The sequence below is a fragment of the Lysobacter alkalisoli genome (genome assembly GCF_006547045.1).
In the GTDB taxonomy this organism is placed as follows: Bacteria; Pseudomonadota; Gammaproteobacteria; order Xanthomonadales; family Xanthomonadaceae; genus Marilutibacter; species Marilutibacter alkalisoli.
The window spans coordinates 984,765-1,011,246 of record NZ_CP041242.1 but is presented as its reverse complement, the minus strand read 5'-3'; the positions used below and the strand labels follow the sequence as shown (position 1 = coordinate 1,011,246).

The following is a 26,482-nucleotide window of genomic DNA, read 5'->3' as shown; positions in this document are numbered from 1 at the left end:
GGCTTACGCGGCCCCCGTGTTGGCCTGGGATGGATCGACGCCGATGACGATGGTGTTGTCGTCGACGTAGTGGTGCGGCGGCACGACCAGGTTGGTCGGCGCCGGCACGCCTTCGAACACACGCCCGGCCATGTCGAACTTCGACTTGTGGCAGGGGCAGAAGAAGCCGCCCTTCCACTCGGCGTCGAACGGTTCCGGCCGGATTTCGGCCTTCATCTCCGGCGCGCAGCCCAGGTGGGTGCACAGGCCGACCAGGACCAGGACCTCGGGCTTGAGCGAGCGGAACTCGCGGTTGCCCTCCAGCACGTAGGCCGGCTGCTGGTCGGCGTTGTCCGACTCGGGGTCGCGCAGATGGCTGTCCAGGGTCGGCAGCGCGTCGAGCACGGCCCTGGAACGCTTGACGATCCAGATCGGCTGGCCGCGCCACTCCAGCACCAGGCGCTGGCCCTCCTCGAGCGCGCTGATGTCGGCGGTGACCGGCGCGCCGGCCAACTGGGCCCGCGCACTGGGATTCCAGGACTTGATGAACGGCACTGCCGCAATACCCGCGCCAGCGGCGCCGACCACAGCAGTGGTCGCCGTCAGGAACCGGCGTCGGCCGGTATTGACGGGCTCGTGGATAGGATCATTGACCCCTTGGTTGGCCATCCGGCACTCCGCAAAACTTGTTGGATGTCGAGGTTCACCGCAGGCCAGCCACTGGCGACTGCTCGCGGCTTATAAAGACGCGGAAGTGTAACGGAAGCCTTAACGGACAGACAATCCGTGTCTACGTCCGGATGTCCGGGCAAGCCTGGCGGGCAACATGAAATCCGGCCGGAAACGCCGCTGCAGTGGGCCATTGCGACGGAAACCCGGCTTCAGCGCTGGACGATCGCCTGCCGATAGCGCTCGGCCAGTACACCGACGCGCTGCACGTAGACCTGGGTTTCCCGGTACGGCGGCACGCCCTTGTGCCTGTCGACCGCACCCTCACCGGCGTTATAGCCGGCCGCGGCCAGGGTCAGGTCTCCGTTGAAGCGTTTGAGCAGCCAGGCCAGGTATTGAACCCCGCCGTTGATGTTCTGGCCGGGATCGAACGAATCGGCCACCCCGAACCGGCGCGCCGTGGCCGGCATCAGCTGCATCAGGCCCTGGGCACCGGCACGCGACACCGCAGTCGGCCTGTAGGCCGATTCGGCATGGATGATCGCGCGCACGACGGCCTCGTCGACCCCGTGCCTGCGGGCAGCGGCGGCGATCTCGTCCTGGTAGGCGGAGGTATTGAGCCGCACCGCGCCGAAGTTGACTCCGGAGCGGGTGTTGCAGGCATAACAGGTCTCGATGAAGCTGTAGTTGATCGTCCGCACCGGGCCCGCGTTGGCCAACCCGGCCGGTTTGCGGCTGGTGTAGTGGCGCACGCCGTCCTTGATGTAGGAGTAAACCTGCCCGGACACGACCCTGGAACCGGGCGCGCCCGGCTTGACCGCCTGGATCGGCGACGCATTGGTCATCGCGCTTTCATCGGCCGACTGGATCCGGCCGGAGGCCGGCGAACCGCTGACCACCGCCTCGGGCGTGGCGTTGCCGACCGTGGCCGGACGCGAAGGCTGCGGCAGCGAGGCCGCGGTTTCGGGCCGCGAGGGCCGGCTACCGCCTCCCGAATAGCTGGTCACCGCCGAGCACTGGGCCCCGGGCACGCGCTTGCTGACGTAGCTGCGCACGCCATCGGCCGATTCACAACGGTAGATCGTGCCCGCAGCCGCAGGCAGGACGGCCAGCAGGCCGATGATCCCCAATAGCAGAAAGCCCCCCTTCATGGGCGCGAGTGTCCCTCAAAAAGCGACCGGATTGCCACCACCTGCCTGAAGAAACGCGACTTGCACCCCCTTCCGGCCGCTACAATGGCCGCCGAAGTGCTTTCCGGCACGGATTACCCACCGCATCCCGGGACCCGACCATGTCCGAAAACCTGATCCCACTGCCGACCACTGCGTCGGCCCCCGCCCCTGCCAGCACGCGCCAGCCGGGCGAGGCTACGAAAAAACTCTTCATCCAGACCCACGGGTGCCAGATGAACGAGTACGACTCGGCCAAGATGGCCGACGTGCTGGCCGCCTCTGACGGTTTCGAGCTGACCACGAACGCCGAAGATGCCGACGTGATTCTGGTCAATACCTGCTCGATACGCGAAAAAGCGCAGGAGAAGGTGTTCAGCCAGCTGGGCCGCTGGAAGGGCCTGAAGGACGGCGAGCGGCCCGTCCTGATCGGTGTCGGTGGCTGCGTGGCCAGCCAGGAAGGCGAGGCGATCATCAAGCGCGCCCCGTACGTCGACCTGGTGTTCGGCCCGCAGACCCTGCACCGGCTGCCCGAACTGATCCGCGCCAAGCGCGAAACCGGCCGGCCGCAGGTCGACATCAGCTTCCCCGAGATCGAGAAGTTCGACCGCCTGCCGGAGCCGCGCGCCGAGGGACCGACCGCGTTCGTCTCGATCATGGAAGGCTGCTCCAAGTACTGCTCGTTCTGCGTGGTGCCCTACACCCGCGGCACCGAAATCAGCCGTCCGTTCGAGGACGTACTGGTCGAAGTCGCCGAACTGGCCGCGCAAGGCGTGCGCGAGATCAACCTGCTTGGGCAGAACGTCAACGCCTATCGTGGCCCCATCACGCCCGTCGAAGACGGGGCCGAAAAGATCGGCGACCAGGAGCTCGCCGACCTCGGCCTGCTGATCCGCACCATCGCCGAGATCGACGGCATCGACCGCATCCGCTTCACCACCTCGCATCCGCTGGAGTTCTCCGACTCGCTGGTCGAGGCCTACCGCGACGTGCCGGAACTGGCCAATTACCTGCATCTGCCGGTGCAGTCCGGTTCCGACCGCGTGCTCAGCGCGATGAAACGCGGCTACACCGCGCTGGAGTTCAAGCAGAAGATCCGCAAGCTGCGCGCGGTGCGGCCGGATATCTCGATCAGCTCGGACTTCATCGTCGGCTTCCCGGGCGAGAGCGAGGCCGATTTCGAGAAGACGATGAAGCTGATCGAGGACGTCGGCTTCGACCAGAGTTTCTCGTTCATCTATTCGCGGCGCCCGGGCACCCCGGCCGCCGACCTCGAGGATGACGTGACCAGCGAGGAGAAGCACGCGCGGCTGTCGCGGCTGCAGGCGACGATCAACGCCAATGCCAAGCGCATTTCCGAGGCGATGGTCGGCAGCGTGCAGAAGGTGCTGGTCGAAGGCCCGTCGAAGAAGGACCCGAACGAACTGACCGGCAAGACCGAGAACATGCGCTCGGTGAACTTCCCAGGAAGTACGCGCCTGGTCGGGCAGTTCGTCGACGTGGTGATCACCGAGGCGATGAGCAACTCGCTGCGCGGGCGCGTCCACACCCGCGACAACGCGGCGGCATGACGATGGGGCACGCAGCCTGATGGCGGCCCGGGCCATGGACGCCCACCCGGTCGCGTTCCGCATCCGCCTGCTGGCAGTGCTGGCGGTGGTCGCCGTCAACACCGCGCTGTACCTGCTGGCCAACGCCCATCCGACCCGCGAACCGGCCCTGCTGCCACTGTCCGCGATCGACACCGCCATCGGCTGGCATGCATGGACGATATGGCCGTACTGGCTGCTGCTGTGCATCAACCCCTTTCTCGCAATGGGGCTGCGCGACAGGACGCTGTTGTGGGCGACCTTCAAGGCCTATGGGCTGGCGATGGGCCTGAACATGGCGCTGTGGCTGGCCTGGCCGACCCGGATCGTCCGCCACGCCCTGCCCGACGACCTTGGCGGCGCCACCCGTGCGGTCTGGGATCTGCTCCATGCACTGGACGAGCCCAACAGCTGCTTCCCGTCCGGGCACATCACGATCCCGGTCGTGGTGATGGTCGCCTTCGCCCGCCAGCACCCACGCTCGCGCCCATGGATATGGCTGCCGGTGCTGCTGTTCCCGACCATCGTCACCACCGGCCAGCATTACGCGGTCGATCTGCTTGGCGGCGCGGCGACCGCGTTCGCGGGCTATGGTGGGCCGGACTGCTGGGCAGGCGGATGCCTGCCACGGCGTCATTGCACCAGCGCGCCGCGGCTACGATGCGCGATTGATCGCCCCGGCTCCCGGAGCCTGTCAACGCTGATCACGCGCGTCGCGCCGGTATACCGCGCGGTTTTCGCTCCCGGCGTTCGGACATGACCGGTGGTTCCAGAAGCGGAATCCCGGTGAGGACCGGCTTCGCCCTCCAGCGTGACCGCGCGACCCCAGCGCTCCAATGTGCTCGCGCGACCCGCTGTGGCCTGCCGGCCTTGACGGCGAAATCAAGGAGGAGGCCGCCGCCATTGGCGGCGGCCGGGGGACATTCGCCGTCAAGGCCGGCAGGCCACAGCGGGACAACCAGGTAGCGGCGAGAACCGGCAATCGAACGCAACCGGCAGAGCCTTCGCTGAAGGCGACCTCCCGCGATCAGGCGAAGAACCATTCAAAAAAACTTCCCGGGTGCGGCTTCGCCTTACCCGGGCTACGGGGACTCAATTGTTTTCGTACACCGGCCTGCCATCGACCCAAGTCGACAGCACGGTCAGGTCGCGCAGCTTCTCCGGCGGGATCGCCAGCGGATCCTCGGCCAGGACGACGAAATCGGCGCGCTTGCCGACGGCGAGGCTGCCGACCTCTGTCTCGGCGAAACCGGCGTATGCCGCGTCGAGGGTGAAACCGCGCAAGGCCTCGAACGCGGTCAGTTTTTCTTCCGGGCGCCAGCCGCCTTGCGGCAGGCCATCGGCATCGCTGCGGGTGGCCGCCGCATACAGGCCCAGCCGCGGATCGACCGACTCGACCGGGAAATCCGAGCCCAATGCCAGCCGGGCACCGCTGTCGCGCAACTGCCGCCAGGCATAGGCGCCGACGATCCGGCGCGGGCCGACACGGTCCTCGGCCCAGGGCATGTCGCTGGTGGCGTGGGTGGGCTGCATCGAGGCGATCACGCCCAGTTCCGCCAGTCGAGACAGTTCGTCCACCGCAACGACCTGGGCGTGTTCGATGCGCCAGCGGTGGTCACCACGCGGCCGGTCTCCGAATGCATCCAGGTAGGCCTCCAACACTTCATGGTTGCCGCGGTCTCCGATCGCATGGGTCGCCACCTGCACCCCGCAACCGCGCGCCTTGCGCGCGACTTCACGCAGGCCGTCGGGCGGGGTCAGCATCAGGCCACGATTGCCGGGGTCGTCGCTGTAGTCAGCCAGCAATGCGGCACCGCGGCTGCCGAGCGCGCCATCGGCGTAGACCTTCACGGTGCGCATCTGCAGCCTGCCGGACGGGTGCCGGTAGAGACCATCACGGCACAGCGCGTCCAATGCATCGCCGTCGCCGGACGCCATCGCGGTGATCCGCAATGGCAGCGCGTCGCGGTCGGCCAGGTGCCGGTAGCGCTGCAATTCAGCCAGATCGATGCCGGCATCGTGCACGCCGGTCAGGCCATGTTCGACCGCGGCCTGCATGCCGAGCACCAGCGCGCGCTCGGCGGTCGCCTCGTCCAGCGGCGGACGCGCCTGCTCGACCAGGTTCATCGCTGCGTCGATGAACACGCCGGTCGGCTGTCCGGCCGCATCGCGGACGATCAGGCCGCCTTCGGGCTGCCAGTCACCCGCCAGGTCCCGCGTCACCGCAGCCAGTGCCGCACTGTTGGCCCAGCCGGCGTGTCCATCGACGCGCTCCAGCCAGACCGGACGCTCGGGGAAGGCCGCGTCGAGATCCGCCGCAGTTGGAAACTGCTTCTCCGGCCACCGGTTCTGATCCCAGCCGCGGCCGATCAGCCAGGCACCGGCAGGCAGGTCACGTTCGAACTCGCGCAGCCGCCTCACGATCCCGGCCTTGTCGCGCGCGCCGACCAGGTCGGCGGTCAGCATCGCCATGCCGAGCCCGCCGACATGGGCATGGGCGTCGATCAGTCCGGGCACAACGGTCGCGTCACCAAGGTCCAGCGTGCGCGCATCGGGAAAGCGCTGGCCGACCTCGGCCGTCGTGCCCACCGCGAGGATCCGGCCTGCGTCGTCGAAGGCCATCGCCTGCGCATGCGGTTGCGCGGTTTCCATGGTGTGGATCGTGCGTGCGCTCAGAACGGTGATTTCGGCCGCGGCGGGCGACGCCGCGCACAGCGCGAGCAGCAGCGGCAGGACACGGATGTATGCGCTCATGGCCTCTCTCCGGACGACGCGACGTCCGAATGTGGCGGGTCGCGGCCGATGATGCAAGCCGCGGCCCGGCGTACACTGCGCACGAGGAGGACAGGCATGCTCAAGTGGCAGGACGTGATCGCCTTCGCGACGACCGGTAATCCGGAGCCAGCGCGGCGGGTCGAGAGAAGCGACGACGAGTGGCGCGCGCGGCTGACGCCCGAGCAGTACCGCGTCACCCGCCAGGCCGGGACCGAACGTGCGTTCAGCAACCCGATGTGCGAGCTGTTCGAGCCGGGTCGCTACCACTGCGTCTGCTGCGACGCGTTGCTGTTCGACGCCGCCGGAAAGTTCGACTCCGGCACCGGCTGGCCGTCGTTCACCCAACCGGCGACCGAGAACGCGATCGCGTACCATCGCGACGATGCCCATGGCATGCAGCGGATCGAGACCACCTGCAACAGCTGCGATGCGCACCTGGGGCACGTATTCCCGGACGGCCCGCCGCCGGGCGGGCTGCGCTACTGCATGAACGCCGTGGCGCTGCGCAAGGCCGCGGACTGAGGGCAATGCTGAAAAAGCCGTCATCCGGGAGAAAGCTGGGATGACGAGCTTCGACTGGTCCAGCCATTGCCTGAGACGCCTCAGTCGAGGCTCTTGCGGAAGCGGTTGATCGCCAGCGTCATCATCACCGCCGTGAAGGCAACCAGCGCCAGCACGTCCGGCCACAGCTCCCACAGGCTGGCGCCGCGCAGCATGATGCCGCGGATCAGGCGCAGGAAATGGGTCAGCGGCAGCAGCTCGGCGATCCACTGCACCACCCGCGGCATGCCGGCGAACGGGAACATGAAGCCCGACAGCAGGATCGACGGCAGGAACACGAAGAACGTCATCTGCATCGCCTGGAACTGCGATTGCGCCTTGGTCGAGATCAGCAGGCCGAGGGTCAGGTTGGCCAGGATCAGCAGCACCGCCGCCAGATAGACGTGCAGTACGCTGCCGAGTACCGGCACCTGGAACAGCCACAGCCCGAGCAACAGCACGACCGTGGTCTGCACCAGGCCGATCGCCGCATACGGCAGCACCTTGCCTATCATCAGTTCGGCGCGGCTGATCGGGGTCGCGATGAGCAGTTCCATGTTGCCGCGTTCGCGTTCGCGGACGATGGCGACGCCGGTGAACAGCACCATCGTCATCGTCAATATCACCCCGATCAGGCCGGGCACGATGTTGACCGCCGAACGTCGTTCCGGGTTGTAGAACGCGACCACGCTGATCGGCGCGGCAATGTCGGCATTGGTCCCGGGACGCGTGGACGCCCCACCGTCGATCGGCATCCGCGCGAGCTGGATCGCCGCGCTCTGGACCACGGTATCGCTGCCATCGACCATCACCTGCACGGCCTCGCGACCGTCGATGCGACGGCGTTCGAAGTCCGGCGGGATCGCGACGCCGACGCTGATCTCGCCGCGGCGCAGCATGTCGACCAGCTCCTGCGGTGTCCGCGCCTCTGCGACGGGGCGGATCACGCCGGTGGCGAGCATGTCCATCACCACCGCACGCGAGCCGGAGGTGTTGGCTTCGTCGACGATCGCGGCATCGAGCCCACGCAGGTTGAGGTTGATCGCGTAGCCGAACAGCACCAGCTGCATCACCGGGATGCCGATGATCATCGCCAGGGTGATGCGGTCGCGGCGCATCTGCCGCATTTCCTTGACCACGATCGCAAGCAGGCGTCGCCAGTTCATGTCGCGTCCTCCGCCGCCTGGTCACTCACTTGTTCAGGATGCAGTTCGCGGTGCGTCTCGCCGCCACGGGTGGCATCCACGAACACGTCCTCCAGGTTCGGCGGCACCGCCTCGACCTCGGCGCGCTGCCCGGCCCCGTCGAGCGCATCGCGGATCCGCACGTCGGCATCGCCATCCTCGCGGGTCAGCACCCGCAACGCGTTGCCGATCTGCGCCACGCTGACCACGCCCGGCACGTCCAGCAAGGCCTTCTGGGCGCGGCGTGGCTGCTCGGCGCGGACCTCGACGGTGCGCCCTCGCAGCTTCGCGGTCAGTTCGTCGGGCGAACCGTCGGCGACCAGTGCGCCACGATCGAGGATCGCGAGCCGGTGACAGCGCTCGGCCTCGTCCATGTAGTGGGTCGATACCAGCAGGGTAGTGCCGGCATCGGCCAGTTCGAACAGTTTCTCCCAGAAATCCCGCCGCGATTCCGGGTCGACCGCGCTGGTCGGTTCGTCGAGAAACAGCAGCTCCGGTTCGTGGATCACCGCCGCCGCCAGCGCGAGCCGCTGCTTCTGGCCACCACTCATGGTGCCGGCGAGCTGCTTCTGGCGATCACCGAAGTGGTACTGCTCGACCAGTTCGTCGATCCGCGAACGTGTCTTCTGTTTCGGCACGCCCTGCGCGGCAGCCATGAACTCGAGGTTCTCGCGCACGCTCAGGTCGCCGAACAGCGAGAAGCGCTGGGTCATGTAGCCGATATGCCGGCGGAGCTCCTCGGCCTGGCCGGGCACGCGCAGGCCGAGCACCTCGACTTCGCCCGCGTCGTGGCCGAGCAGGCCACACAGCATGCGGATGGTGGTGGTCTTGCCCGAGCCATTCGGGCCGAGGAAGCCGTACACATGCGCGCGCGGCACGGTCAGGTCGACGCCATCGACCGCGACCAGGTCGCCGAAGCGCTTGGTCAGCCCACGTGCGCGGATCGCAACGTCGGGCGCTTCCCTGTCGGATGCTCCGACGGCGTTGTCCTCGGCAGCATTGGCGTTGACGGTGCCCATCAGTCCGCGTCGACGAACTCGACCCGCACCGGCAACCCGACCGGCAGCTCACGCGCCGCGTCGCCATCGAGCGTGATCTCGGCGAGATAGCTCAGGCGCGCCGCGTCCTCGCCGGTGAGCGCGTAGTACGGGGTGAAGCTGGGTTCGCTGCGGATCATCCGGACACGGCCTTCGAAGGCAGCCTCGTGGCCATCGACGCTCACGCGTGCCCGCTGGCCGACGCGGATGCCGGCCCGGATCGGTTCGGGCACGTAGACGCGCGCATGTGGCGCTTCGCCCACCAGCAGCACCGCCAGCGGCGCGCCGACAGGCGCCTGGTCGCCGAGCTTGTACGGCAGGCTTTCGATCACGGCATCGCGTGGCGCGACCACGGACAGTTTTTCCAGCGTCGCCGCTTCCTCCTCGGCCCGGGCCGTGGCCGCCCGCTCGGCCGCACGGCCCTGCACCAGCTGCTCGGCGCGGGTGCCATGTTCGAGCTCGAGCAGCGCGGCCTCGGCGGCGCGCACCTCGGCACTGGCATGGCCGGCCGCGGCGCGGGCGCTGTCGACCTCGGCCGCGGCGACCAGCTGCCGTTCGCCAAGCGGCCGCACACGGGCGTGGTAGGCCTGCGCATCGACGGCCCGCGCCTTCGCCGCTGCGAGCCGTGCCCGGGCCTGGTCGATGGCTTCGTGGCGTGGACCGGCTTCCAGCTCGGCCAGCACCGCGCCCGCCTGGTGTGCCTGCGCACGCAGCGCTTCCAGCCGTGCATCGGTACGGACCGGCTCCAGTTGCATCACCCGTTGGCCGACCGCGACCGTCTCCCCCTCGCGCACGTCGATGGCGACGATGCGCTCGGCCGCCGGGGCCGGCAGGGTGATGCGGTCGCGTTCCAGCGTGCCAAGCGCATCCGGCACATCGCCACGGCAACCCACCACGGCCAGCAAGACCAATGCCATGCCCATACACGACCTTTTCATGCGTCCTCCTCGTGTCCGCCTTGCGCGGGCGGTTTCGCAGACAGTTCCAGGCCGCGTTCAAGCAGGGTCAGGGTGTGCGCACGCAAGGCTTCGAAATCGAGATCATCGGCGTCGAACAGACTGCGCCACAGCGATGCGCTCGCGATCGGAAACATGGTGAGACCGACCAGCGACACCATCAGCAGGCGCGGGTCGAGGTCGGCATTGAGTCTGCCCTGTCGCTGTGCCTCGGCGAAGCGGCCGGCCATCATCAGCGGCACCTGCGGACCGATCCGCTCGAGCAGCACATCGCGCAACGCACCACCTTCGCACAGCACCTCACGCACCCACAGCGACGGCAACCACGGATGCTCGGCCATCACCACGCCGATGCCCTGGACGAAACCACCGACCAGCCCGGCGACGTCGTTGCCATCGCGAGCCAGGCGTTCGCGCAAACCGGCCAGCGCAGGCAGCAGACGCTCATTGACCATCGCCTCGCGCAACTGCGCCTTGTCGCCGAAGTAGTAGTGCAACAGGGCCGGGTTGACCCCGGCGTGATCGGCGATCCGGCGCAACGTGGTGGCGGCGATGCCGTGCTCGACATAACAGGCGATGGCGGCATCCAGCACCCGCTCGCGCTGATCCGGGCCATCGACACCCGGGCGACCGGGAGCACGCCGATTCCTGGCCGACCCGTCCGCCGCCTTCGCGCCCCGCGCCAGCCCTGTTCGAGCGCCTCGTTTGCTCTTGCCGGAGTTCGTGATCTCACTCATGGTCATATTTAATTAAATAATTAATTTAATTTCAACCCCCTCTGCAATTCACCCCCTTCAGACATCACCGCATCCTTCGCTTTTTGCGAAAATCAGCGCATCGGCGCAAGCTCTCCATGCTGCCAAGTCGCCCCCCAAACCATCCATGAGCCCCGCTCTCAAAGAGTCTGTTTTGAACGACACTGTCTCGCGGACCACCGCGTCCGAATTCGCCCTTGATCCCGCCGACGCCGAACGCCTGGCCAATCTCGCCGGCCCGTTCGACGGCCACCTGCGCATGCTCGAACTGCGGCTCGGGGTGGAGATCGCCAACCGCGGCAACATCTTCCGCATCAGCGGTCCCAAGGATGCGGTGCCGCGCGCGGAAAAGCTGGTGCACGCACTGTGGAACGATGCGGCCAGCGAGACCCTCGACGAGGGCGCCATCCATCTCCGCCTCACCGAAGCCGGCGCCGACCGCATCGGGCAGGACTACCACCCCCAGGACGTCACCATCCGGGTCAAGCGCGGCACTGTGCGCGGACGCGGCGCCAACCAGCAGAAGTACCTGCACACGATCGCGATCAACGACATCAATTTCGGCATCGGCCCGGCCGGCACCGGCAAGACCTTCCTCGCCGTCGCCAGCGCAGTCGAGGCACTCAACGAGGGGCGCGTACACCGGCTGATCCTGGTCCGGCCGGCAGTCGAGGCCGGCGAAAAGCTCGGCTTCCTGCCCGGCGACCTGACCCAGAAGGTCGACCCCTACCTGCGCCCGCTCTACGACGCGCTGTACGAGATGCTCGGCGTGGAGAAGGTCATCAAGCTGCTGGAGAAGAATGTCATCGAGATCGCGCCGCTGGCCTACATGCGCGGGCGCACCCTCAACGACGCCTTCGTGATCCTCGACGAGGCGCAGAACACCTCGATCGAACAGATGAAGATGTTCCTGACCCGGATCGGCTTCGGCAGCACCGCTGTGGTCACCGGCGACATGACCCAGATCGACCTGCCACGACACCAGAAGTCGGGCCTGAAGGACGCAGTGGAAGTGCTGCGCGGCGTCGACGGCATCTCGTTCACCTTCTTCGAATCGCGCGATGTGGTGCGCCACCCGCTGGTCGCACGCATCGTCAACGCCTACGATGCACGTGACGCCACCGACAAGGAAACCGGCCCACAAGGCTGAGAAATCGAGATGACCAAAGGTCCCGTCCGCCTCGACGTCACCGTCAACTACGGCCTGCCACGCACCGGCATCCCGGCGGCGGTAAGTTTCCGCAAATGGGTGGCTGCAGCGCTGGAGGGCCGCATCCGCGAGGCCGACCTGGCGATCCGCATCGTCGACGCGCGCGAGGGCCGCGCGCTCAACCGCCATTACCGCGGCAAGGACTACGCGACCAACGTGCTCAGCTTCCCGGCCGAGGTACCGGAAGGCCTGCCGAAGAACGTGAAGTTTCCCCTGCTCGGCGACCTGGTGATCTGCGCCCCGGTGCTCGCCCGCGAAGCGCGCGAGCAGAAGAAGCCGCTCGCCGCCCATTACGCCCACATGACCGTCCATGGCACCCTGCACCTGCTGGGCTGGAACCACGAGGACGAGCGCGAGGCCGAGTGCATGGAACTGCTCGAACGCGAGATCCTGGCCTCGCTGGGGATCGCCGACCCCTATCTGGCCCCCTGAGCCTCCCGACAGGGCCGGACAGGCGCCCTGCCCCGGTTCCGCGCTAGACTGGCGCCGACGGCCCACCCCGCGGGCTGCTTTGCACACCCCAGATGTCCGAGGACGACAGTAGTAGCTTCCCCGCCGCCGAATCCGGCGACCGCCATCACGAGAAGCCGCAGGAGGGCAAACCTTCCGAAAAACGGCGCTCCTGGCTCGAACGCATCAGCTCGGCCCTGTCGGGCGAACCGACCTCCCGCGAGGACCTGGTCGAGTTGCTCCGTGACGCCCAGGCCGACGGTCTGATCGCGGCCGACACCCTGGCCATGATGGAAGGCGCGATCAGCGTCTCCGACCTGAGCGTGGGCGACGTGATGATCCCCCGCTCGCAGATGGTCGCCCTGATGGCTGACGCACCGCTGATGGAATTGATGAAGGACGTGGTCGAATCCGGCCATTCGCGCTTCCCGGTGCATGGCGAGGACAAGGACGATGTCCTCGGCATCCTGCTGGCCAAGGACCTGCTGCGTGCGGTGACCGCGGCCGAAGACGGCGCGCCCGAGGACAGCCGGATCGGCATCCACGAACTGTTGCGACCTGCGGTACTGATCCCCGAATCCAAGCGCCTGGACGTGCTGTTGCGCGAGTTCCGAACCAGCCGCAACCACATGGCGATCGTGATAGACGAGTACGGCGGCGTCGCCGGTCTGGTCACGATCGAGGACGTGCTGGAACAGATCGTCGGCGAGATCGACGACGAGCACGACGATGCCGAGGACACCGACGCGCTGATCGCCGCCCAGGCCGACGGCCAGTACGTGGTCGATGCGTTGACCCCGATCGACGATTTCAACGAACGCTTCGGCGCCGACTTCGACGACGACGAGTACGACACCATCGGCGGCCTGATCATCGCCGCGATCGGCCACCTGCCCGAGGCCGGCGAGGAGCTGACCCTGGGCCGGTTCGTGTTCCGGGTATCGAGCGCCGATGCGCGCCGGGTGCATGCCTTCCACGTAGGTGTGCTGGGCGATGCTTGAGCGCGGACTGGCAGCGCTGCTGACGCTGCTGCTGCTGGTCTTGTCCGCGGCTCCCGCCCTCGCCGACGACGGCACTCCGCCACCGCGCATCGGCATCGTCACGATGCAGCCGGGCGAGATCTTCTTCGAGCGCTTCGGCCACAACGCCGTACTGGTCGAGGACCCGCGCACCGGCGAAGCACTGTCGTACAACTACGGCTTCTTCGATCCCGACGAGCCTGACTTCATCACCCGCTTCATGCGCGGCGACATGCAATACCAGCTGGTCGCGTTGCCGTTCGCGCGGGATCTGGCCTATTACGAACGGGTTGGCCGCGGGGCCTCGATCCAATGGCTGGACCTGAGCGCCGGACAGGCACGGAACCTGGCCGATGCCCTGGCCAGCAACGCCCGTCCGGAGAACGCGCGCTACCGTTACGACTACTTCCTCGACAATTGCTCGACCCGGGTCCGCGACGCGATCGACCTCGCGCTGGACGGCGGTCTGCAACGACAGCTGGAAGGCCGCTCGCACGGCACCAGCTTCCGCAGCGAGGCGTTGCGGCTGGCCTCGCCGGATCCGTTGATGTGGCTGGGCTTCGACATCGGCCTGGGCCCTGCTGCCGACATGCCGCAACCCTTGTGGAACGAGTCCTTCGTACCGATGCGGCTGGAAACCGCTCTGCGTGGAGTCCGCAACGACGCCACCGGCCAGCCGCTGGTGAAGGCCGAACAGCCCCTGCTGCCACAGTTGTTGCCACCGGAGCCGGCCGAACAGGCGCTGGCCTGGTGGCCGTGGGCGCTGGCCGGCATCGCGTTGGGCATCGCCCTGGTCTGGCTCGGTCGTCGCCGTCCGCGCCTGACGGCCGGCATCGCGTTGCCGTTCTGGCTGCTGTGCAGCGTGCTGGGCGCATTGATGCTGTTCATCTGGTTCGGCACCGAGCACCGTTTCGGCTGGGCCAACCGCAACCTGCTGTTGTTCAGCCCGCTGTGCTGGCTGTTGCTGCCGGGCGGCTGGCAACTGCTGCGCCGACGCAGGCCCGGCCGGTGGTTCGATATCCTGCTGGTGATGGTGGCGGCGCTGCCGGTGGCCGCGCTGTTCTTCTACTGGCTACAGGTACAACCGCAGCGCAACCTGCACTGGATCGTATTGTTGTGGCCGATCCACATCGGTCTGCTGGCCGGACTGCGGCGCTCTGGAACATCACACTCATACGGCCCAGCCATATGACCATGATAGGATCGGCCCGAACGAGCGAAGACCCCGACCCGCACTTCGCAACCGGAGCAATCCGATATGCGTAAAGCTGTCTCCGTACTGGCGGCGCTCGCCGCCTCCCTCGTCATGGTTTCATGCACCCCAGGATCGAACGGTGCCAAGGAGCAAATTCGCATGTCCGCATCCATGAAGGAAGCCAGCATCCCGTTCCACGACCCCGCGACCAAACCACTGGCTGCTGCCGTGGCCACCGGAGACGTCAACCGTATCCGGGACCTGGCGTCTTCCCACGACCTGTCGGTACGGGGCGAGGATGGCGTCACCCTGCTCGAATGGGCGATATGGAATCAGCAGCCGGACGCACTGGCGGCCCTGCTCGAGGCCGGTGCCGACCCTGCGCAAGCGGGAACCGACCAGGAGACCGTGGCGCATATGGCCGCGATGGTGGAGGATCCGCAGTACCTGCAGATCCTGATCGGCCATGGCGCTCCCGTCGACACGGTCAGTCCGCGTGCCGGCTGGACGCCGATCTTCCGCGCCGTACAAAGCCGCCGCACTCCCCAGGTGGACCTGCTGGTACAGGCCGGTGCCGACCTGCAGCGCAAGGACTCCATGGGCAACACACTGCTGCATGTGGCGGCCAACGTGAACGACGCCGAACGCGTACTGGGGCTGCTCGAAGCCGGCATCGACCCCAATGCCACCAACAACCGTGGCGAGACCTTCCAGACGGCGCTGTTCGCCGGGTCCGACGCCCGTCTCAATGCGCAAGCCCGCGCTGAACGACAGAAGGTACGCGACTGGCTTGCGGCGCACGGCGTCGCCACTCCCTGAGCCACCACGCCGATCAACCGACAGGCCGAAGCCGCCTGCTGACGCAAGGAGCCGCGATGAACGCCCCAATGGATACTTCGCCCACCCACGCCGGGCATGGCGAGAGTTTCGCTGGACAGGTCGCCGGTCGCCAGCCGCACGCGATCGACCGTGAGCTGTCTTCCATCCTGCAGGACAACTACAACTGGACCGACGAGCGCCGCGGCCGGGAGTTCGAGCCATCCCATCCGCCCGGCAACTGGTCACGCATGGACGACGCAGCGCTGCGTGCGGCCGGCATCGATCCGAGCCTGCTGCACGACGGCAAGAGCGGCTTCGGCGCCAATTTCTACAGCAACGACCAGGGCCATGTGGTGCTGGCCTTTACCGGTACCGACGAAGGCAAGGACTGGAAACACAACTTCCGCCAGGGCCTGGGCCTGCGGGACGTGCAGTATGACCAGGCCATCGCACTGGGCGGACAGGCCAAGCGCGCGTTCGGCGACGACCTTGTCATCACCGGCCACTCGCTGGGCGGCGGTCTGGCGGCAGCGGCGAGCATGATCCACGAGGCCCCTGCGGTGACCTTCAATGCCGCCGGCGTGAACAACCGGACGCTCGAACGCTATGGCTTCGATGCCAGCGTGCTCAAGCAGGAGGCCGAACAGGGCCTGATCCGCAGCTATGCGGTCAAGGGTGAAATCCTGACCCATCTGCAGGAAGACAGCGTTCCGCTGAAATACGCCATGCCCGACGCGCCAGGCCACCGGATCGAACTGCCCGATCCGGAAAAACTGTCGTTCTTCCAGCGGATGGTTCCGGGCCGGATGCTCATGCACCGGGTCGACCTGCACTACATCGATGCGGTGATGCAGGCGCAGGATGCCGCCGGCCTGTCGGTGCGCGAGGCCGACAATCCAACCAACCAGCAGCCTGCACATTCGTCCGCCACGGAAGCCAGCGCACATCTGGACAGGTTGCTGGCAGGCCAGATCGATCCGACTGCACAGCAGTCCTGGACCCAGGAAGTGGCCGCTCAACGGACGAGTCTGGAACAGGAACAGGCACGTACGCAGGAATCGGCATTCGCGCAGTCGCAATCCCTCGAACAGATCGGCCAAGGGCGCTGATGCGTATGCGGAAGGGGACTGAGTCCTCGTTTTCGGATACCTGTGGCTGGTGATGACCACTCACGGGATTGAGCGTCATCCCGACCCACCACCATCCACCTCACGCTTGTCACTCGCAGGGCATTAGTCGCGCGGCAAACGCCTCCAGCGCCTCGTGGCCGACCGGCTCGCCGGGCAGCAGTGGCAGTTGCAGCAATGGCAGGTCGGGCAACGCGGTGCGCAGTTCGTTCAGATGACCGGCCTCGATCCGGGCGCGGGCTGCGAGGAACTCGCCGGCATCGTCCGGCGAACGCTTGTTCACCACCAGTCCGCCGACACTGACCCCGGCCCGCACCAGCTGCCCATGCAATTCGATGGTCTCCAACACCGGCAGCCGCTCGGCGGTGAGCACGATGACGAAGGCGGTGCGCTCGCCATCGGCAAGCACCTCGCGCAGATGCTCGAAACGGTGACGGCGGCGATGCAGCAGGCTGCGGATGCGATCGTCGCGGGTTTCGCCCTCGCTCTCACGCGCGGCATGGCGTTCGCCGTGTCCGCCCAGGATCTGCTCTCCGACGCTGTCGTCACGACCCAGGTTACGCAACACCTCGCCGAAATGCCGGCTGCGCGCCTGCCGGTGCAGCATGCCGTCGACCCAGGCCGACATCAGCTCCGGCAGTGCCATCAGGCGGGCGGTATGGCCGGACGGCGCGGTGTCGAACACCAGCAGGTCATGTCCTCCAGAACCCGGGGCATCGAGCCCATGTTCGACCAGTTCGGCGATACGCTCCAGCAAGGCGGCTTCGTGCATGCCCGGCGTTTCTCGCGACAGCGCCATGTGCTTGTCGACCTCACCGGCCAGGTGTTCGGGCATCAGCCGGCGCAGCGCGGCGCCGACTTCCTGCAGGTGCGCATTGATCGTCTGCTCCGGATCGAGCTCGAGTCCGTCGAGGTTGGGCGCAAGCCGCCTCGCCTGCGCTCCAACTTCCCGTCCCCACAGGTGACCGAGGTTGTGCGCGGGGTCGGTCGAGACCAGCAATACACGCCGGCCGGCATTGGCCGCAGCGAGCGCGGTGGCCGCGGCCACCGTGGTCTTGCCGACGCCGCCCTTGCCGCCGATGAACAGCACGCGGCGCGATCGCGCCAGGTCAGTCAACATACTCACGTAGCATCAGCAGCAACCGATATGGTCCAGCGGCGAACGCTCCATGCCCATGCGCCGGTGCCAGTCGTGGAAGCGTTCGTACAGCACCGGCATCAGTTCCATCGTGTAGCAGGCGGCCGGGTTGGGCACGCCGAGGGTCTCGGCGAACACCAGCAACATGAACAGGTCGTCCTCGTCGCGCCGGGCGCGGGCGAAGCTGCGCCGGTACGGCGCGACGTAGAACTCCTGCAGGCCCGCGGCGAACCGCTCCAGCGACGACTTTTCGTCGCGCGGGCCCTTGGTCGCCATCAGCGCGACCCGCCCTCGGTGACAGTGGCGGTGCCCTCGGCGCCGCGCGCCATCGCCATCGCCGCCTCGAGCGCCACCCACAACGCGGCGACCAGGATCACGATGTCCATGCCCAGCAGCAGCCAGTTCTCGGCCTCGTAGAACTGCTTGAGCTGCACCAGCAGGGCCAGTACCGACATCACCAGCAGAAACACCAGTGGAATCGCGGTGAACCACGCCGGCCGGCGCAGCTTGATCAGGATCACCGACAGGATCGACAAGGTCAGGCCGGCCAGCAATTGGTTGGTGGTGCCGAACAGCGGCCAGATGACCATGCCACCGGAACCGTCGCCGCCGGCACCGAAGGCCAGCGCAAGGCAGAAGCCCAGCGCGATCAGCGTGGCGATCCAGCCCTTCTGCATTGGCTTGATGCCGGCGATCTCGGCCGCTTCCTGCACCACGTAGCGCTGCAGGCGCAGGCCGGTGTCCATGGTGGTGGCCGCGAACAGGATCGCCATCACCGACAGGATGGTGCTGCCCAGTCCGGAGTCGAGACCGAGGCCATTGGCGAGAATCTGGCCACCGCCGTTGACGAAGGCGACCACGCCACCGGAGCCGAACTTCTCGTAGACGCCCTGCCACTCACCGAGCGTCGCGAAGCCGGCCGTGCAGGCGATGATCGCCGCCAGCGCCAACATGCCCTCGCCGACCGCACCGAAATAGCCGACGAAGCGCGCATCGGTCTCCTTGTCGAGCTGCTTGGAGCTGGTGCCGGAGGCGACCAGTCCGTGGAAACCGCTGATCGCGCCGCAGGCGATGGTGACGAACAGCAGCGGCACGATGCCCGGCGTGCCCGCGGGCACATCGTGATTGATCGCCGGGGCGACGATCTCGGGCGCGGAGAACAGCACCGCGGCGTACACCAGGCCGAGGCCGACGAACAACTGCAGCCCGTTGATGTAATCGCGCGGCTGCAACAGCACCCAGACCGGCAACAGCGAGGCGATGCCGGCATAGCTGAACAACAGGATGATCCACTGCGCCTTCGGCCCCAGGCCCAGTACCGACTCCGGCAGGGTGATCGGGTAGGACTGGCCAAGGAAGATCAGCGAGTACAGCACCACCACGCCGATGATCGACGGCCAGAACAGCGAAACCTTGAAGCGGTAGATCGCCTGGCCGATGCACAGCGCCACGATGATCGCGCCCCAGGTCGGGATCACCGAAGCCGGGTTGGCTACCAGCAGGTTGGAGATCACCACCGCGAACGCGGCATTGACCATCAGCAGCAGCAGGAAGATGACGACCAGGAACAGGTTGCGGGCACGGTTGCCGATCACCGTGCCGGTCAGGGTACCGATCGACTTGCCCTTGTTGCGCACGCTGGCCCACAACGCACCGAAGTCGTGCACGCCGGCGAAGAACACGGTGCCTAGCGTGACCCACAGGAATGCCGGCAGCCAGCCCCAGATCACCGCGATGGCCGGGCCGACGATCGGCGCCGCGCCCGCGACCGAGGTGAAATGGTGGCCCCACAGCACGAACTTGTTGGTCGGAACGAAATCGATGTCATCGCGCAGTTCGTGCGCGGGCGTCCGGAAGTTGGGGTCGAGCCGGTAGATCTTCTCGGCAATGAACTTTGAGTAGAAAAAGAAGCCGGCCGCCATGGTGGCGAGACCGACGATCATCAGAGCGATGGAACTCACGGCATACCCTCCTCTCCGGCGCCCCCAACTGCGGGGCCGCCTCGGGATGAGGATGGAACGTCAGCCGCTGGATTGGAAGCGCGCGAGCCTGCCAAACCGGGCCATTGCGACTAAAGTCGCAGCAGTCCGCCACGATTGGTGCGGCGCAGCATCAGGACTGCGTGCAACCGGGCGTCCATGGCGCTACGCGCCTGCCATCACCCTCAGAAGCTGGCCGAGCCAATAGGCGACGACCGTCCCCGTCGCGTAGCCGACCGTGCCCAGCAGCACGCCCACTGGTGCGAGCGTGGGGTGGAATGCGGCCGCGACCACCGGCGCCGAGGCGGCCGCGCCGACGTTGCCCTGCGAACCCACCGCCATGAAGAACAATGGCGCCTTGACGAGTCTTGCCGAGAACCAGAGCACCCCCACGTGCACCAGCATCCAGATCAGTCCGATGAGGATCAACTCGGGCCGGTCGAACAGCTTGGTGAAATCCATCTGCATGCCGATGGAAGCGATCAGGAAATACAGACAGACAGTACCGACCCTGGATGCCCCTGCGTTCTCCAGCTTCCGGGCCCGCGTGAAGCTGAGGCCCAGCCCTCCCGCCGTCGCCAGCAGCACGACCCAGACGAACGAGGAGTCCAGGCTGAACTGCGGCGCCGCGGCGACATTGTCGGCGAACCAGGCAGCAACCGGTGCGGCGACGGCATGCGCCAGGCCCACGATGCCGAAGCCGACGCCTATGATGACCATCAGGTCGGTCAATGCCGGAATCCGCGCGTTGGCCGCCTCATAGGCGGAGATGCGCGCCTTCATGTCGTCGATGGCAGAAGTGTCGGCACCGCTACGGGCATCGATCTGTGCCGAGCGGTTGGCCAGGAACAGCCATGTCGCCAGCAACATGCTGGCGATCGCCACGTCGACCACGGCAAACTGGCCGAACAGCGTCGCATCCACCTGGTAGACCTCGCGCATCGCGACCATGTTGGCGCCGCCACCGATCCAGCTGCCGGCAAGGGCCGCCATGCCCTTCCAGGTATCGCCCGCGACCGCCGATGGCCATACCCATGCCATCACCTGGAACGACACGATCGCGCCCAGCACGATTCCCACCGTCGCCATGCAATAGACGAACAGCAGCCGAGGCCCCAACTTCAGGATTCCCTTCAGATCGATCGACAGCGTCAACAGCACCAGTGCCGCCGGCAGCAGCACGCGACTGGCCACCGGGTTGTACAGCGCACTGTTCTCACCGTCGATCAGGCCGGCCGTGTTGTAGAACGCGGGGATGAAGTAGCACAGCAACAACGCCGGCACCCATGCGAACACCTTCTTCCAGAACGGTGTCGGTCCGCTGGCAAGCCAGAAAATCAGGCCAAGCGTGGCCGCAATGAGGCCGAACACGACGATGTCGTTGCTGATCAGCGCGGTGCTGGCGGCGGGATCGGTGACGATGGCCATTCGTACTCCTCGGAAAATGCCCAGCGCGTCATCCCGGGCTGGGAGCAAAGGACGCGCTGCTGCAGAAAGCAGACCCCGACCCAGAGTCGCCGGGTCGGGACAACGGCAAGAGGCGCGGCGTCAGTCGCCGATATGCTGTTTCAGCCAGTCGTTGACCGTATCGTGCCACTGCACGCTGTTCTGCCCCTTGAGCACCCAATGGTTCTCGTCCGGGAAGTACAGCAGCTTCGACTCGATGCCGCGGCGCTGCAGCGCGGTGAATGTCGACAATCCCTGGTCGAGCGGGACGCGGTAGTCCTTCTCGCCCTGCACCACCAGCATCGGCACCTTCCACTTCGACACGTGGTTGACCGGGTTGAACTTCTCGTAGTTCGCCGGCACGTCGTACGGAGTGCCGCCGTTCTCCCATTCGGTGAACCACAACTCCTCGGTCACGTAACCCATCGAACGGGTATCGAACACGCCATCGTGATTGACCAGGCACTTCCACGGCGAGTTGCCGTTGCTGTCGAACCAATTGCCTGCAATCCAATTGATCATGTAGCCGCCATAACTGGCGCCGAGTGCGCAGGCGCGGTCGCCATCGAGGAAGCCGTACTTTTCCTGCGCTGCGACCCAACCCTTCTGCAGATCCACCAGCGGCTTGCCGCCCCAGTCGCCGCTGATCGAATCGGTGAACGCCTGTCCATAGCCTGTGGAGCCGTGGAAGTCGATCATCACCACTGCGTAGCCCTGGCCGGCATAGGTCTGCGGGTTCCAGCGGTAGCTCCAGCCGTTGCCGAAGCTGCCCTGCGGGCCGCCGTGAATGATGAAGGCGACCGGATACTTGCGTCCTTCCTCATGGTTCCAGGGCTTGACCACATACCCGTGTACGGTCTCGCCGTTCCAACCCTTGAAGCTGAACTGCTCGAAATCACCGAATTTCACTTCCGGCAGCATCTCGCCGGCACTGGGCGTCAGTGCCCGCAGCGATTCACCCTCCGGCGTGGCGGCATAGACGACGCTGCCGGTATGCAGGCTGGCGCGGGTGAAGGCCAGGGTCGGCCCTGCCGCCTGTACCGACGACACGCTGCCCTCGCCGACCAGCTTGCGGACGTCGCCGCTGGCGATGTCGATCGCGAACAGCGGATGCTCGCCCATGTCATCGACGGCGGTGTAGATCGTCGTGCCATCGGCTGACAGGGTGATCCCGCCGGCGGAACGGTCCCAGCCGGGGGCGATCTCGCGGGTGGCGCCGGTGGCCATGTCCATCGCCATCAGGCCGAAACGGTCGGCCTCGAAGCCGGGACGCTTCATCGCCGTGTAGTACAGGGTGCCGCCGTCGGCGCTGAATACCGCGCCGGTGTCCCAGGCCTTGTTGGCCTCGGTCAGATTGCGCGCCGTGCCGTTGCCATCGGCATCGACCTGGTAGAGGTCGAAGTTGGTCGACCAGGGCTCTTCGCGGTTGGCCAGTCGCGCGCTCATCACCAGCGACTGTCCATCCGGTGCCCAGGTGTATTCGCTGCTGTCGCCGAACGGTTTCGACGGCACGTTGGCCAGCAGGTCCGCCCCGACCAGATTCGCCGTGGTGGCGGGCTTGCCGCCCCGCATCCCCTCCAGCCGGGCGACGAACACACGGTTCAGGCGGCCGTCCTTCCAGGTATCCCAGTGACGGACGAACAGGCTGTCGTACACGACGCCGCTCTGCTTCGACTCCGCACGCTCGTCGAGGCGGGCCTTGTTGCAGGCCAGATCGCTGCCACAGTCCGGAAAGGCTTCGGCATTGAAAGCAACGCGGCTGCCGTCCGGCGAGATCCTGAAGCCACCGATGTCGACCGGAAAGTCGGTCAGCTGGCGCGGCTTGCCACCACGCACGTCGATCGAATACAGCTGCGAACTGCCGGACTTGCCGCTCAGGAAATAGACCTTGCTGCCATCGGGCGAGAACGCCGGCGAGTTGACGTTCCAGCCCTCAGGCGTCAGTTGCTTCGGCGGCGCCGCGTCGCGTGCGAACAGATCACGGATCCACAGGCTGGAGCCGGCCTTGTTCGCCTCCAGATCGGCCTCGCGCTTGGCGAACACGATGTGGCGCCCATCCGGCGACAGCGACGGCGAGGAGAACCGGTCGATCGAGGCCAGATCGCGGATATCGAAACCCCGCTCGGCGGCAAAGGCGGAACTGCTGGCTGCAAGCAGGCTGGCGAATGGCAGCGTTGCCGCGACCAGCAGCGGCAGGACGGCATGGCGAAGGCTCATGAAGCGGGGCTCCGGGATGGGCGAAAGGTCCGATGTTAGGCGGCTGGCCGCGCCGGGGCAAAGGCCAACGGTCACGGCCGTCTGTTGCTGCATCGCAGCAGCAAATACTGCTTCATGGAAAGAGCAGACCCAAGGGGGATGTCGGGCGGCTTCTGGATTGCGCCAGTTCACCGGCAGCCCGGCAAGCAAAACGGCGCCCGAAGGCGCCGTTTATTCATTCGCGGCAACCATTCCACCGGTCAGTCGCCGGCAGCAGCGCCTCCCGATGAGGTTGTCGCCACATCGCCACCGAGGTTCCTGGAAAGGAACGCCAACAGCTGGGTGTAGAACTCCCGCTGGTGTTCTTCCTTGTAGAAGCCGTGACCCTCGGTCTTGTAGTAAAGGGTTTCCACCGGCACACCCTCCTTCTTCAACGCCCGCTCCATCATCTCGCTGTGCTTGATCGGTGTGCGCTGGTCCTCGCCACCGGCAGCAAGAAAAACCGGCACCTTGATCCGGTCGGCGAGCCGGGCCGGGGACACCTCCGCCACCTCGTCGCGCTCACCGACCCACTCCTTCAGGTAGGTTCCGCCAGAGCGCCTTTCCTGGATATCGCCATGTACATGCATGGTCGGCAGGTCGTACACACCGACATAGCCGGCCGCGCATCGATACAGCCCGGGCTCTTTCGCCACACCCATCAGCGAGGCATAGGCGCCATAGCTGGCGCCGAAAATACAGATCCGCCCGGAATCGGCGATGCCCTGCTGGATCGCCCAGCGGGTAGCGTCGGTCAGGTCGTCCTGCATCGCCCTGCCCCATTGTTTCGCGCCGGCGGCCCTGAACGCCTTGCCGAAGCCCCCGGAGCCACGGAAGTTGACTTGCAGCACCGCGTATCCCGCCCCGGCAAGCAACTGGGCGTTGGTATCAAACCCCCACGTATCCTGGATGCCGAACGGTCCGCCATGCGGCATCACCACCATGGGCAGGCTGCTGCCACCAGAACCGTTGGGCAGAGTCAGATATCCGTGCAACGACAGACCATCGCGTGCCTTGAACGTGACCGGGCGCATCTCACCCATCCCATCCGGATCGAACCATTCGCGCCGGCTGAGCAAGTGATCCGCTTTCTTCGCAGCAATATCGAAAACATAGAAGTCGCCGGGATTGCGGTCACTGAAAACCTGCAACAGCGCCAGGTTGCCATCCGTGGTCCGCGAGGTGATCCGCACAGCCTGGCCGTCGAAGGCGGCCTCCAGGCTGCGGTACAAGCGCGCCTCCGGCTCGTCATCATCGATGAATGCAGTGCGCGGTTTGCCATTGGCGAAGAAGGCACCGACCGGAATGCGGGTCCGGCTTCGATAGATGATGCGCGCGGGATCGGCGACTTCGTCACGCAACACCTGCCTGCGACTCATGTCCGAAAGGTCCAGCGCGATGATCGCGTCCGGTCCGTCGGCCTGTTCGGCGCGCAGGTAGGCCGTGTTGTCGTCGGCCGAGAACCCGATCACCCGCTGATCCAGGCCGGTTTCGCCTTCATCGCTGATCAGCTGCCAATCGTCGCCCTTGCCGTTGCGGTAATACAGCTTGCTCATGTTATCGATACCAGCACCGTGGGCGAACCGCACCTCGCCCCGGTTGTCGGTACTGAAGTTGGCACGCCGCACCGGTGCGCGCGCAATCGGAACGCGGCGACCCGTGTAGACATCCATACGCTCGGCGCGCGTGTAGGGCTCGGCAGTGAACGGTCCCACGGCGATCACGACATGTCTGTCGTCGTTCGGCAGGGCATTGACCATGTCGGCCCAGACCCGCTCCACCTTCTTCCGGTCGATTCGCGACCCCGGCCCACTGCCCTGCAGACGCTGTCCCACCAGCATTTCGGATTTGCTGCCGTCGGCACTGACCGCATATAGCTCGCCGGTGCCCAGCGGCCGGTCCAGACTGCCGAACTTCTCCGCCATGCTGGCCACGATCCGCTCGGAATTGGCCCACCAGAAGTCATCGACAACGGTGTTCCTGGTACCGCTGACCTGTGCGGTGACCTTGCCTTCGGCACGATTGATGATCACCAGTCCGGTACGGTCCTCGCCGCGTACGGTCGCCGCGTAATACTCGCCGGTAGGCGATATCTTGATGTCGTCGAAATGATCCTTCCTGACGAAAGCCCCCACATCCACCGGTCCAGCCACGGCTGCAGGCATGGCCGAGGACGCAATGGCCAGCAGGGCCGCCAACACAATACGCTTCATCCTCCCCCCCAGATGATTGAATTACGACTCCATTGAAAGCCCCGCCCTTCTCCCCAGAAGGATGTTTCGAGGCCCGGATACTGTACACAAAGCTCCAGGGTGGCGTTCAGACGTCCAGGGTCTTCGCCAGTGCTTGCCGCCACTGCGGCAGGCCTACCCCTGCAACCTGCTCCAGGCGCCTGGTGTCGAGCACGGAGAATGCAGGCCTGCGCGCCGGTGTCGGATAGTCGGCAGTGGGGATCGGCGTGATCACGGGCGCGCGCTCAATCCGCCCTGTCTCAACGCCCAGGCGCACGATCTCGCCGGCGAATGCATGCCAGCTGCATTGCCCGGCCGTCGTCAGGTGCAGGGTTCCCGCGTCCGTCGCTCCATTCGCCAGCAGTCGTGCGGTGACATCGGCGATCAGCCAGGCCGGCGTCGGGCTGCCGACCTGGTCGCCGACGACCCGCAGTTCGTCGCGCTCGGCCGCAAGCCTCAGCATGGTGCGAAGGAAATTGTGTCCGTGCAGGGCGTAGACCCAGGCAGTTCGCAGGATCAGATGCTCGACGCCGCTGGCACGGATCGCTTCCTCGCCGGCCAACTTGCTTTCGCCGTAGACGCCCAGTGGGGCGGTCGGATCGTCCTCGCGATATGGACTGGTGCCCTGGCCGTCGAAAACGTAGTCGGTCGAGTAGTGGACCAGCGGGATGCCGGCCTCGGCGCAGGCAGAGGCGAGCACGCCCGGGGCTTCGGCATTGATGCGGAACGCGAGTTCGCGCTCGGCCTCGGCCTTGTCGACGGCAGTGTATGCGGTGGCATTGACCACGACATCCGGCCTGAAGCGCCCGACCATTCGCGCGATGGCACCGAGGTCGGACAGGTCCAGCGCTTCGGCCGGGCCCTCCGGTTCAAGACGTCCATCACGACTGGTAACGACGATTTCGCCCAGCGGTGCCAGGCTGCGGCGCAGTTCGCGGCCCACCTGGCCGTTGCCCCCGAGAAGCAGGATCTTCATGGCC

At 66.5% G+C, this 26,482-nt stretch carries 22 protein-coding genes and 1 pseudogene; 9 read left to right on the top strand and 14 right to left on the bottom strand.

All coding sequences use genetic code 11. The annotated features are described in order from the left end of the window. Positions 1 to 3: 3 nt before the first annotated feature. Both petA and FKV23_RS04350 read right to left on the bottom strand, forming a co-directional pair. Complete coding sequence (petA, locus tag FKV23_RS04355) at positions 4 to 648, bottom strand: ubiquinol-cytochrome c reductase iron-sulfur subunit (RefSeq protein ID WP_141622757.1); 645 nt, start codon at positions 646 to 648, stop codon at positions 4 to 6. 212 nt (positions 649 to 860) lie between these two features. Beyond that, on the bottom strand, positions 861 to 1,799 hold the full coding sequence (locus FKV23_RS04350) for a lytic transglycosylase domain-containing protein (protein ID WP_141622756.1): 939 nt from the start codon (positions 1,797 to 1,799) through the stop codon (positions 861 to 863). Positions 1,800 to 1,939: 140 nt separating this feature from the next. Here FKV23_RS04350 and miaB point away from each other — a divergent pair, with 140 nt between their 5' ends. Continuing rightward, positions 1,940 to 3,388, top strand: a complete 1,449-nt coding sequence (miaB, locus tag FKV23_RS04345) for a tRNA (N6-isopentenyl adenosine(37)-C2)-methylthiotransferase MiaB (RefSeq protein ID WP_141622755.1) — start codon at positions 1,940 to 1,942, stop codon at positions 3,386 to 3,388. A 34-nt stretch (positions 3,389 to 3,422) separates the two neighbouring features. Then, entirely contained in the window at positions 3,423 to 4,166 is a 744-nt protein-coding gene (locus tag FKV23_RS04340; protein ID WP_167284954.1) for a phosphatase PAP2 family protein, read from the top strand. Positions 4,167 to 4,498: 332 nt separating this feature from the next. Here FKV23_RS04340 and FKV23_RS04335 read toward each other — a convergent pair whose 3' ends face one another. Then, positions 4,499 to 6,160, bottom strand: coding sequence for an amidohydrolase (locus FKV23_RS04335; RefSeq protein ID WP_141622753.1), 1,662 nt, complete (start codon positions 6,158 to 6,160; stop codon positions 4,499 to 4,501). 96 nt (positions 6,161 to 6,256) lie between these two features. On the opposite strand from FKV23_RS04335, the gene msrB reads away from it, so the two are divergent. Beyond that, positions 6,257 to 6,703 carry a peptide-methionine (R)-S-oxide reductase MsrB gene (gene msrB / locus FKV23_RS04330; RefSeq protein ID WP_141622752.1) on the top strand — a complete coding sequence of 149 codons (447 nt, stop codon included), beginning with the start codon at positions 6,257 to 6,259 and terminating at the stop codon, positions 6,701 to 6,703. A gap of 80 nt (positions 6,704 to 6,783) precedes the next feature. Here the strand turns inward: msrB and FKV23_RS04325 are convergent, their stop codons facing one another. From FKV23_RS04325 to FKV23_RS04310, 4 genes are all read right to left on the bottom strand, one after another. Next, positions 6,784 to 7,887, bottom strand: a complete 1,104-nt coding sequence (locus FKV23_RS04325; RefSeq protein ID WP_141622751.1) for an ABC transporter permease — start codon at positions 7,885 to 7,887, stop codon at positions 6,784 to 6,786. Continuing rightward, positions 7,884 to 8,849 (bottom strand): ABC transporter ATP-binding protein, encoded by a 966-nt coding sequence (locus tag FKV23_RS04320; protein ID WP_141625036.1) that lies wholly within the window; start codon positions 8,847 to 8,849, stop codon positions 7,884 to 7,886. Before FKV23_RS04320 ends, FKV23_RS04325 begins: the two co-directional genes overlap by 4 nt. 74 nt (positions 8,850 to 8,923) lie before the next feature. Next, on the bottom strand, positions 8,924 to 9,865 hold the full coding sequence (locus FKV23_RS04315) for an HlyD family secretion protein (RefSeq protein ID WP_244244151.1): 942 nt from the start codon (positions 9,863 to 9,865) through the stop codon (positions 8,924 to 8,926). Between the two features lie 11 nt (positions 9,866 to 9,876). Beyond that, on the bottom strand, positions 9,877 to 10,635 hold the full coding sequence (locus FKV23_RS04310) for a TetR/AcrR family transcriptional regulator (RefSeq protein ID WP_141622749.1): 759 nt from the start codon (positions 10,633 to 10,635) through the stop codon (positions 9,877 to 9,879). A 172-nt stretch (positions 10,636 to 10,807) separates the two neighbouring features. Between FKV23_RS04310 and FKV23_RS04305 the strand changes: the two genes are divergently transcribed. The 6 genes and pseudogenes from FKV23_RS04305 to FKV23_RS17760 all read left to right on the top strand — a co-directional run. Further along, entirely contained in the window at positions 10,808 to 11,803 is a 996-nt protein-coding gene (locus FKV23_RS04305; protein WP_244244097.1) for a PhoH family protein, read from the top strand. 9 nt (positions 11,804 to 11,812) lie between these two features. Then, on the top strand, positions 11,813 to 12,295 hold the full coding sequence (ybeY, locus tag FKV23_RS04300) for an rRNA maturation RNase YbeY (protein ID WP_141622747.1): 483 nt from the start codon (positions 11,813 to 11,815) through the stop codon (positions 12,293 to 12,295). A gap of 92 nt (positions 12,296 to 12,387) precedes the next feature. Next, positions 12,388 to 13,314 carry an HlyC/CorC family transporter gene (locus FKV23_RS04295; RefSeq protein WP_141622746.1) on the top strand — a complete coding sequence of 309 codons (927 nt, stop codon included), beginning with the start codon at positions 12,388 to 12,390 and terminating at the stop codon, positions 13,312 to 13,314. Further along, positions 13,307 to 14,524, top strand: coding sequence for a lipoprotein N-acyltransferase Lnb domain-containing protein (locus FKV23_RS04290; protein ID WP_141622745.1), 1,218 nt, complete (start codon positions 13,307 to 13,309; stop codon positions 14,522 to 14,524). Before FKV23_RS04295 ends, FKV23_RS04290 begins: the two co-directional genes overlap by 8 nt. Positions 14,525 to 14,590: 66 nt before the next feature. Then, positions 14,591 to 15,346: an ankyrin repeat domain-containing protein gene (locus FKV23_RS04285; protein WP_141622744.1), complete on the top strand. Its 756-nt coding sequence runs from the start codon at positions 14,591 to 14,593 to the stop codon at positions 15,344 to 15,346. Between the two features lie 68 nt (positions 15,347 to 15,414). Further along, positions 15,415 to 16,209 (top strand): annotated as a pseudogene (locus FKV23_RS17760) (Mbeg1-like protein); the annotation flags it as partial. A gap of 355 nt (positions 16,210 to 16,564) precedes the next feature. On the opposite strand, the gene FKV23_RS04275 reads toward FKV23_RS17760, so the two are convergent. From FKV23_RS04275 to rfbD, 7 genes are all read right to left on the bottom strand, one after another. Then, the gene (locus tag FKV23_RS04275; RefSeq protein WP_141625034.1) at positions 16,565 to 17,593 is read right to left on the bottom strand and encodes an ArsA family ATPase; all 1,029 of its coding nucleotides are present in this window, start codon (positions 17,591 to 17,593) and stop codon (positions 16,565 to 16,567) included. A 12-nt stretch (positions 17,594 to 17,605) separates the two neighbouring features. Continuing rightward, positions 17,606 to 17,887, bottom strand: coding sequence for a cory-CC-star protein (locus FKV23_RS04270; protein ID WP_141622743.1), 282 nt, complete (start codon positions 17,885 to 17,887; stop codon positions 17,606 to 17,608). Next, entirely contained in the window at positions 17,887 to 19,572 is a 1,686-nt protein-coding gene (locus tag FKV23_RS04265) for a carbon starvation CstA family protein (RefSeq protein WP_141622742.1), read from the bottom strand. Before FKV23_RS04265 ends, FKV23_RS04270 begins: the two co-directional genes overlap by 1 nt. Before the next feature lie 183 nt (positions 19,573 to 19,755). Beyond that, positions 19,756 to 21,018 carry a DUF819 family protein gene (locus FKV23_RS04260; protein WP_279633036.1) on the bottom strand — a complete coding sequence of 421 codons (1,263 nt, stop codon included), beginning with the start codon at positions 21,016 to 21,018 and terminating at the stop codon, positions 19,756 to 19,758. A 120-nt stretch (positions 21,019 to 21,138) separates the two neighbouring features. Next, positions 21,139 to 23,253: a S9 family peptidase gene (locus FKV23_RS04255; protein ID WP_141622741.1), complete on the bottom strand. Its 2,115-nt coding sequence runs from the start codon at positions 23,251 to 23,253 to the stop codon at positions 21,139 to 21,141. A gap of 239 nt (positions 23,254 to 23,492) precedes the next feature. Then, positions 23,493 to 25,484 carry an alpha/beta hydrolase family protein gene (locus FKV23_RS04250; protein WP_141622740.1) on the bottom strand — a complete coding sequence of 664 codons (1,992 nt, stop codon included), beginning with the start codon at positions 25,482 to 25,484 and terminating at the stop codon, positions 23,493 to 23,495. A gap of 106 nt (positions 25,485 to 25,590) precedes the next feature. Then, the gene (gene rfbD / locus FKV23_RS04245) at positions 25,591 to 26,478 is read right to left on the bottom strand and encodes a dTDP-4-dehydrorhamnose reductase (RefSeq protein ID WP_141622739.1); all 888 of its coding nucleotides are present in this window, start codon (positions 26,476 to 26,478) and stop codon (positions 25,591 to 25,593) included. Positions 26,479 to 26,482: the final 4 nt, after the last annotated feature.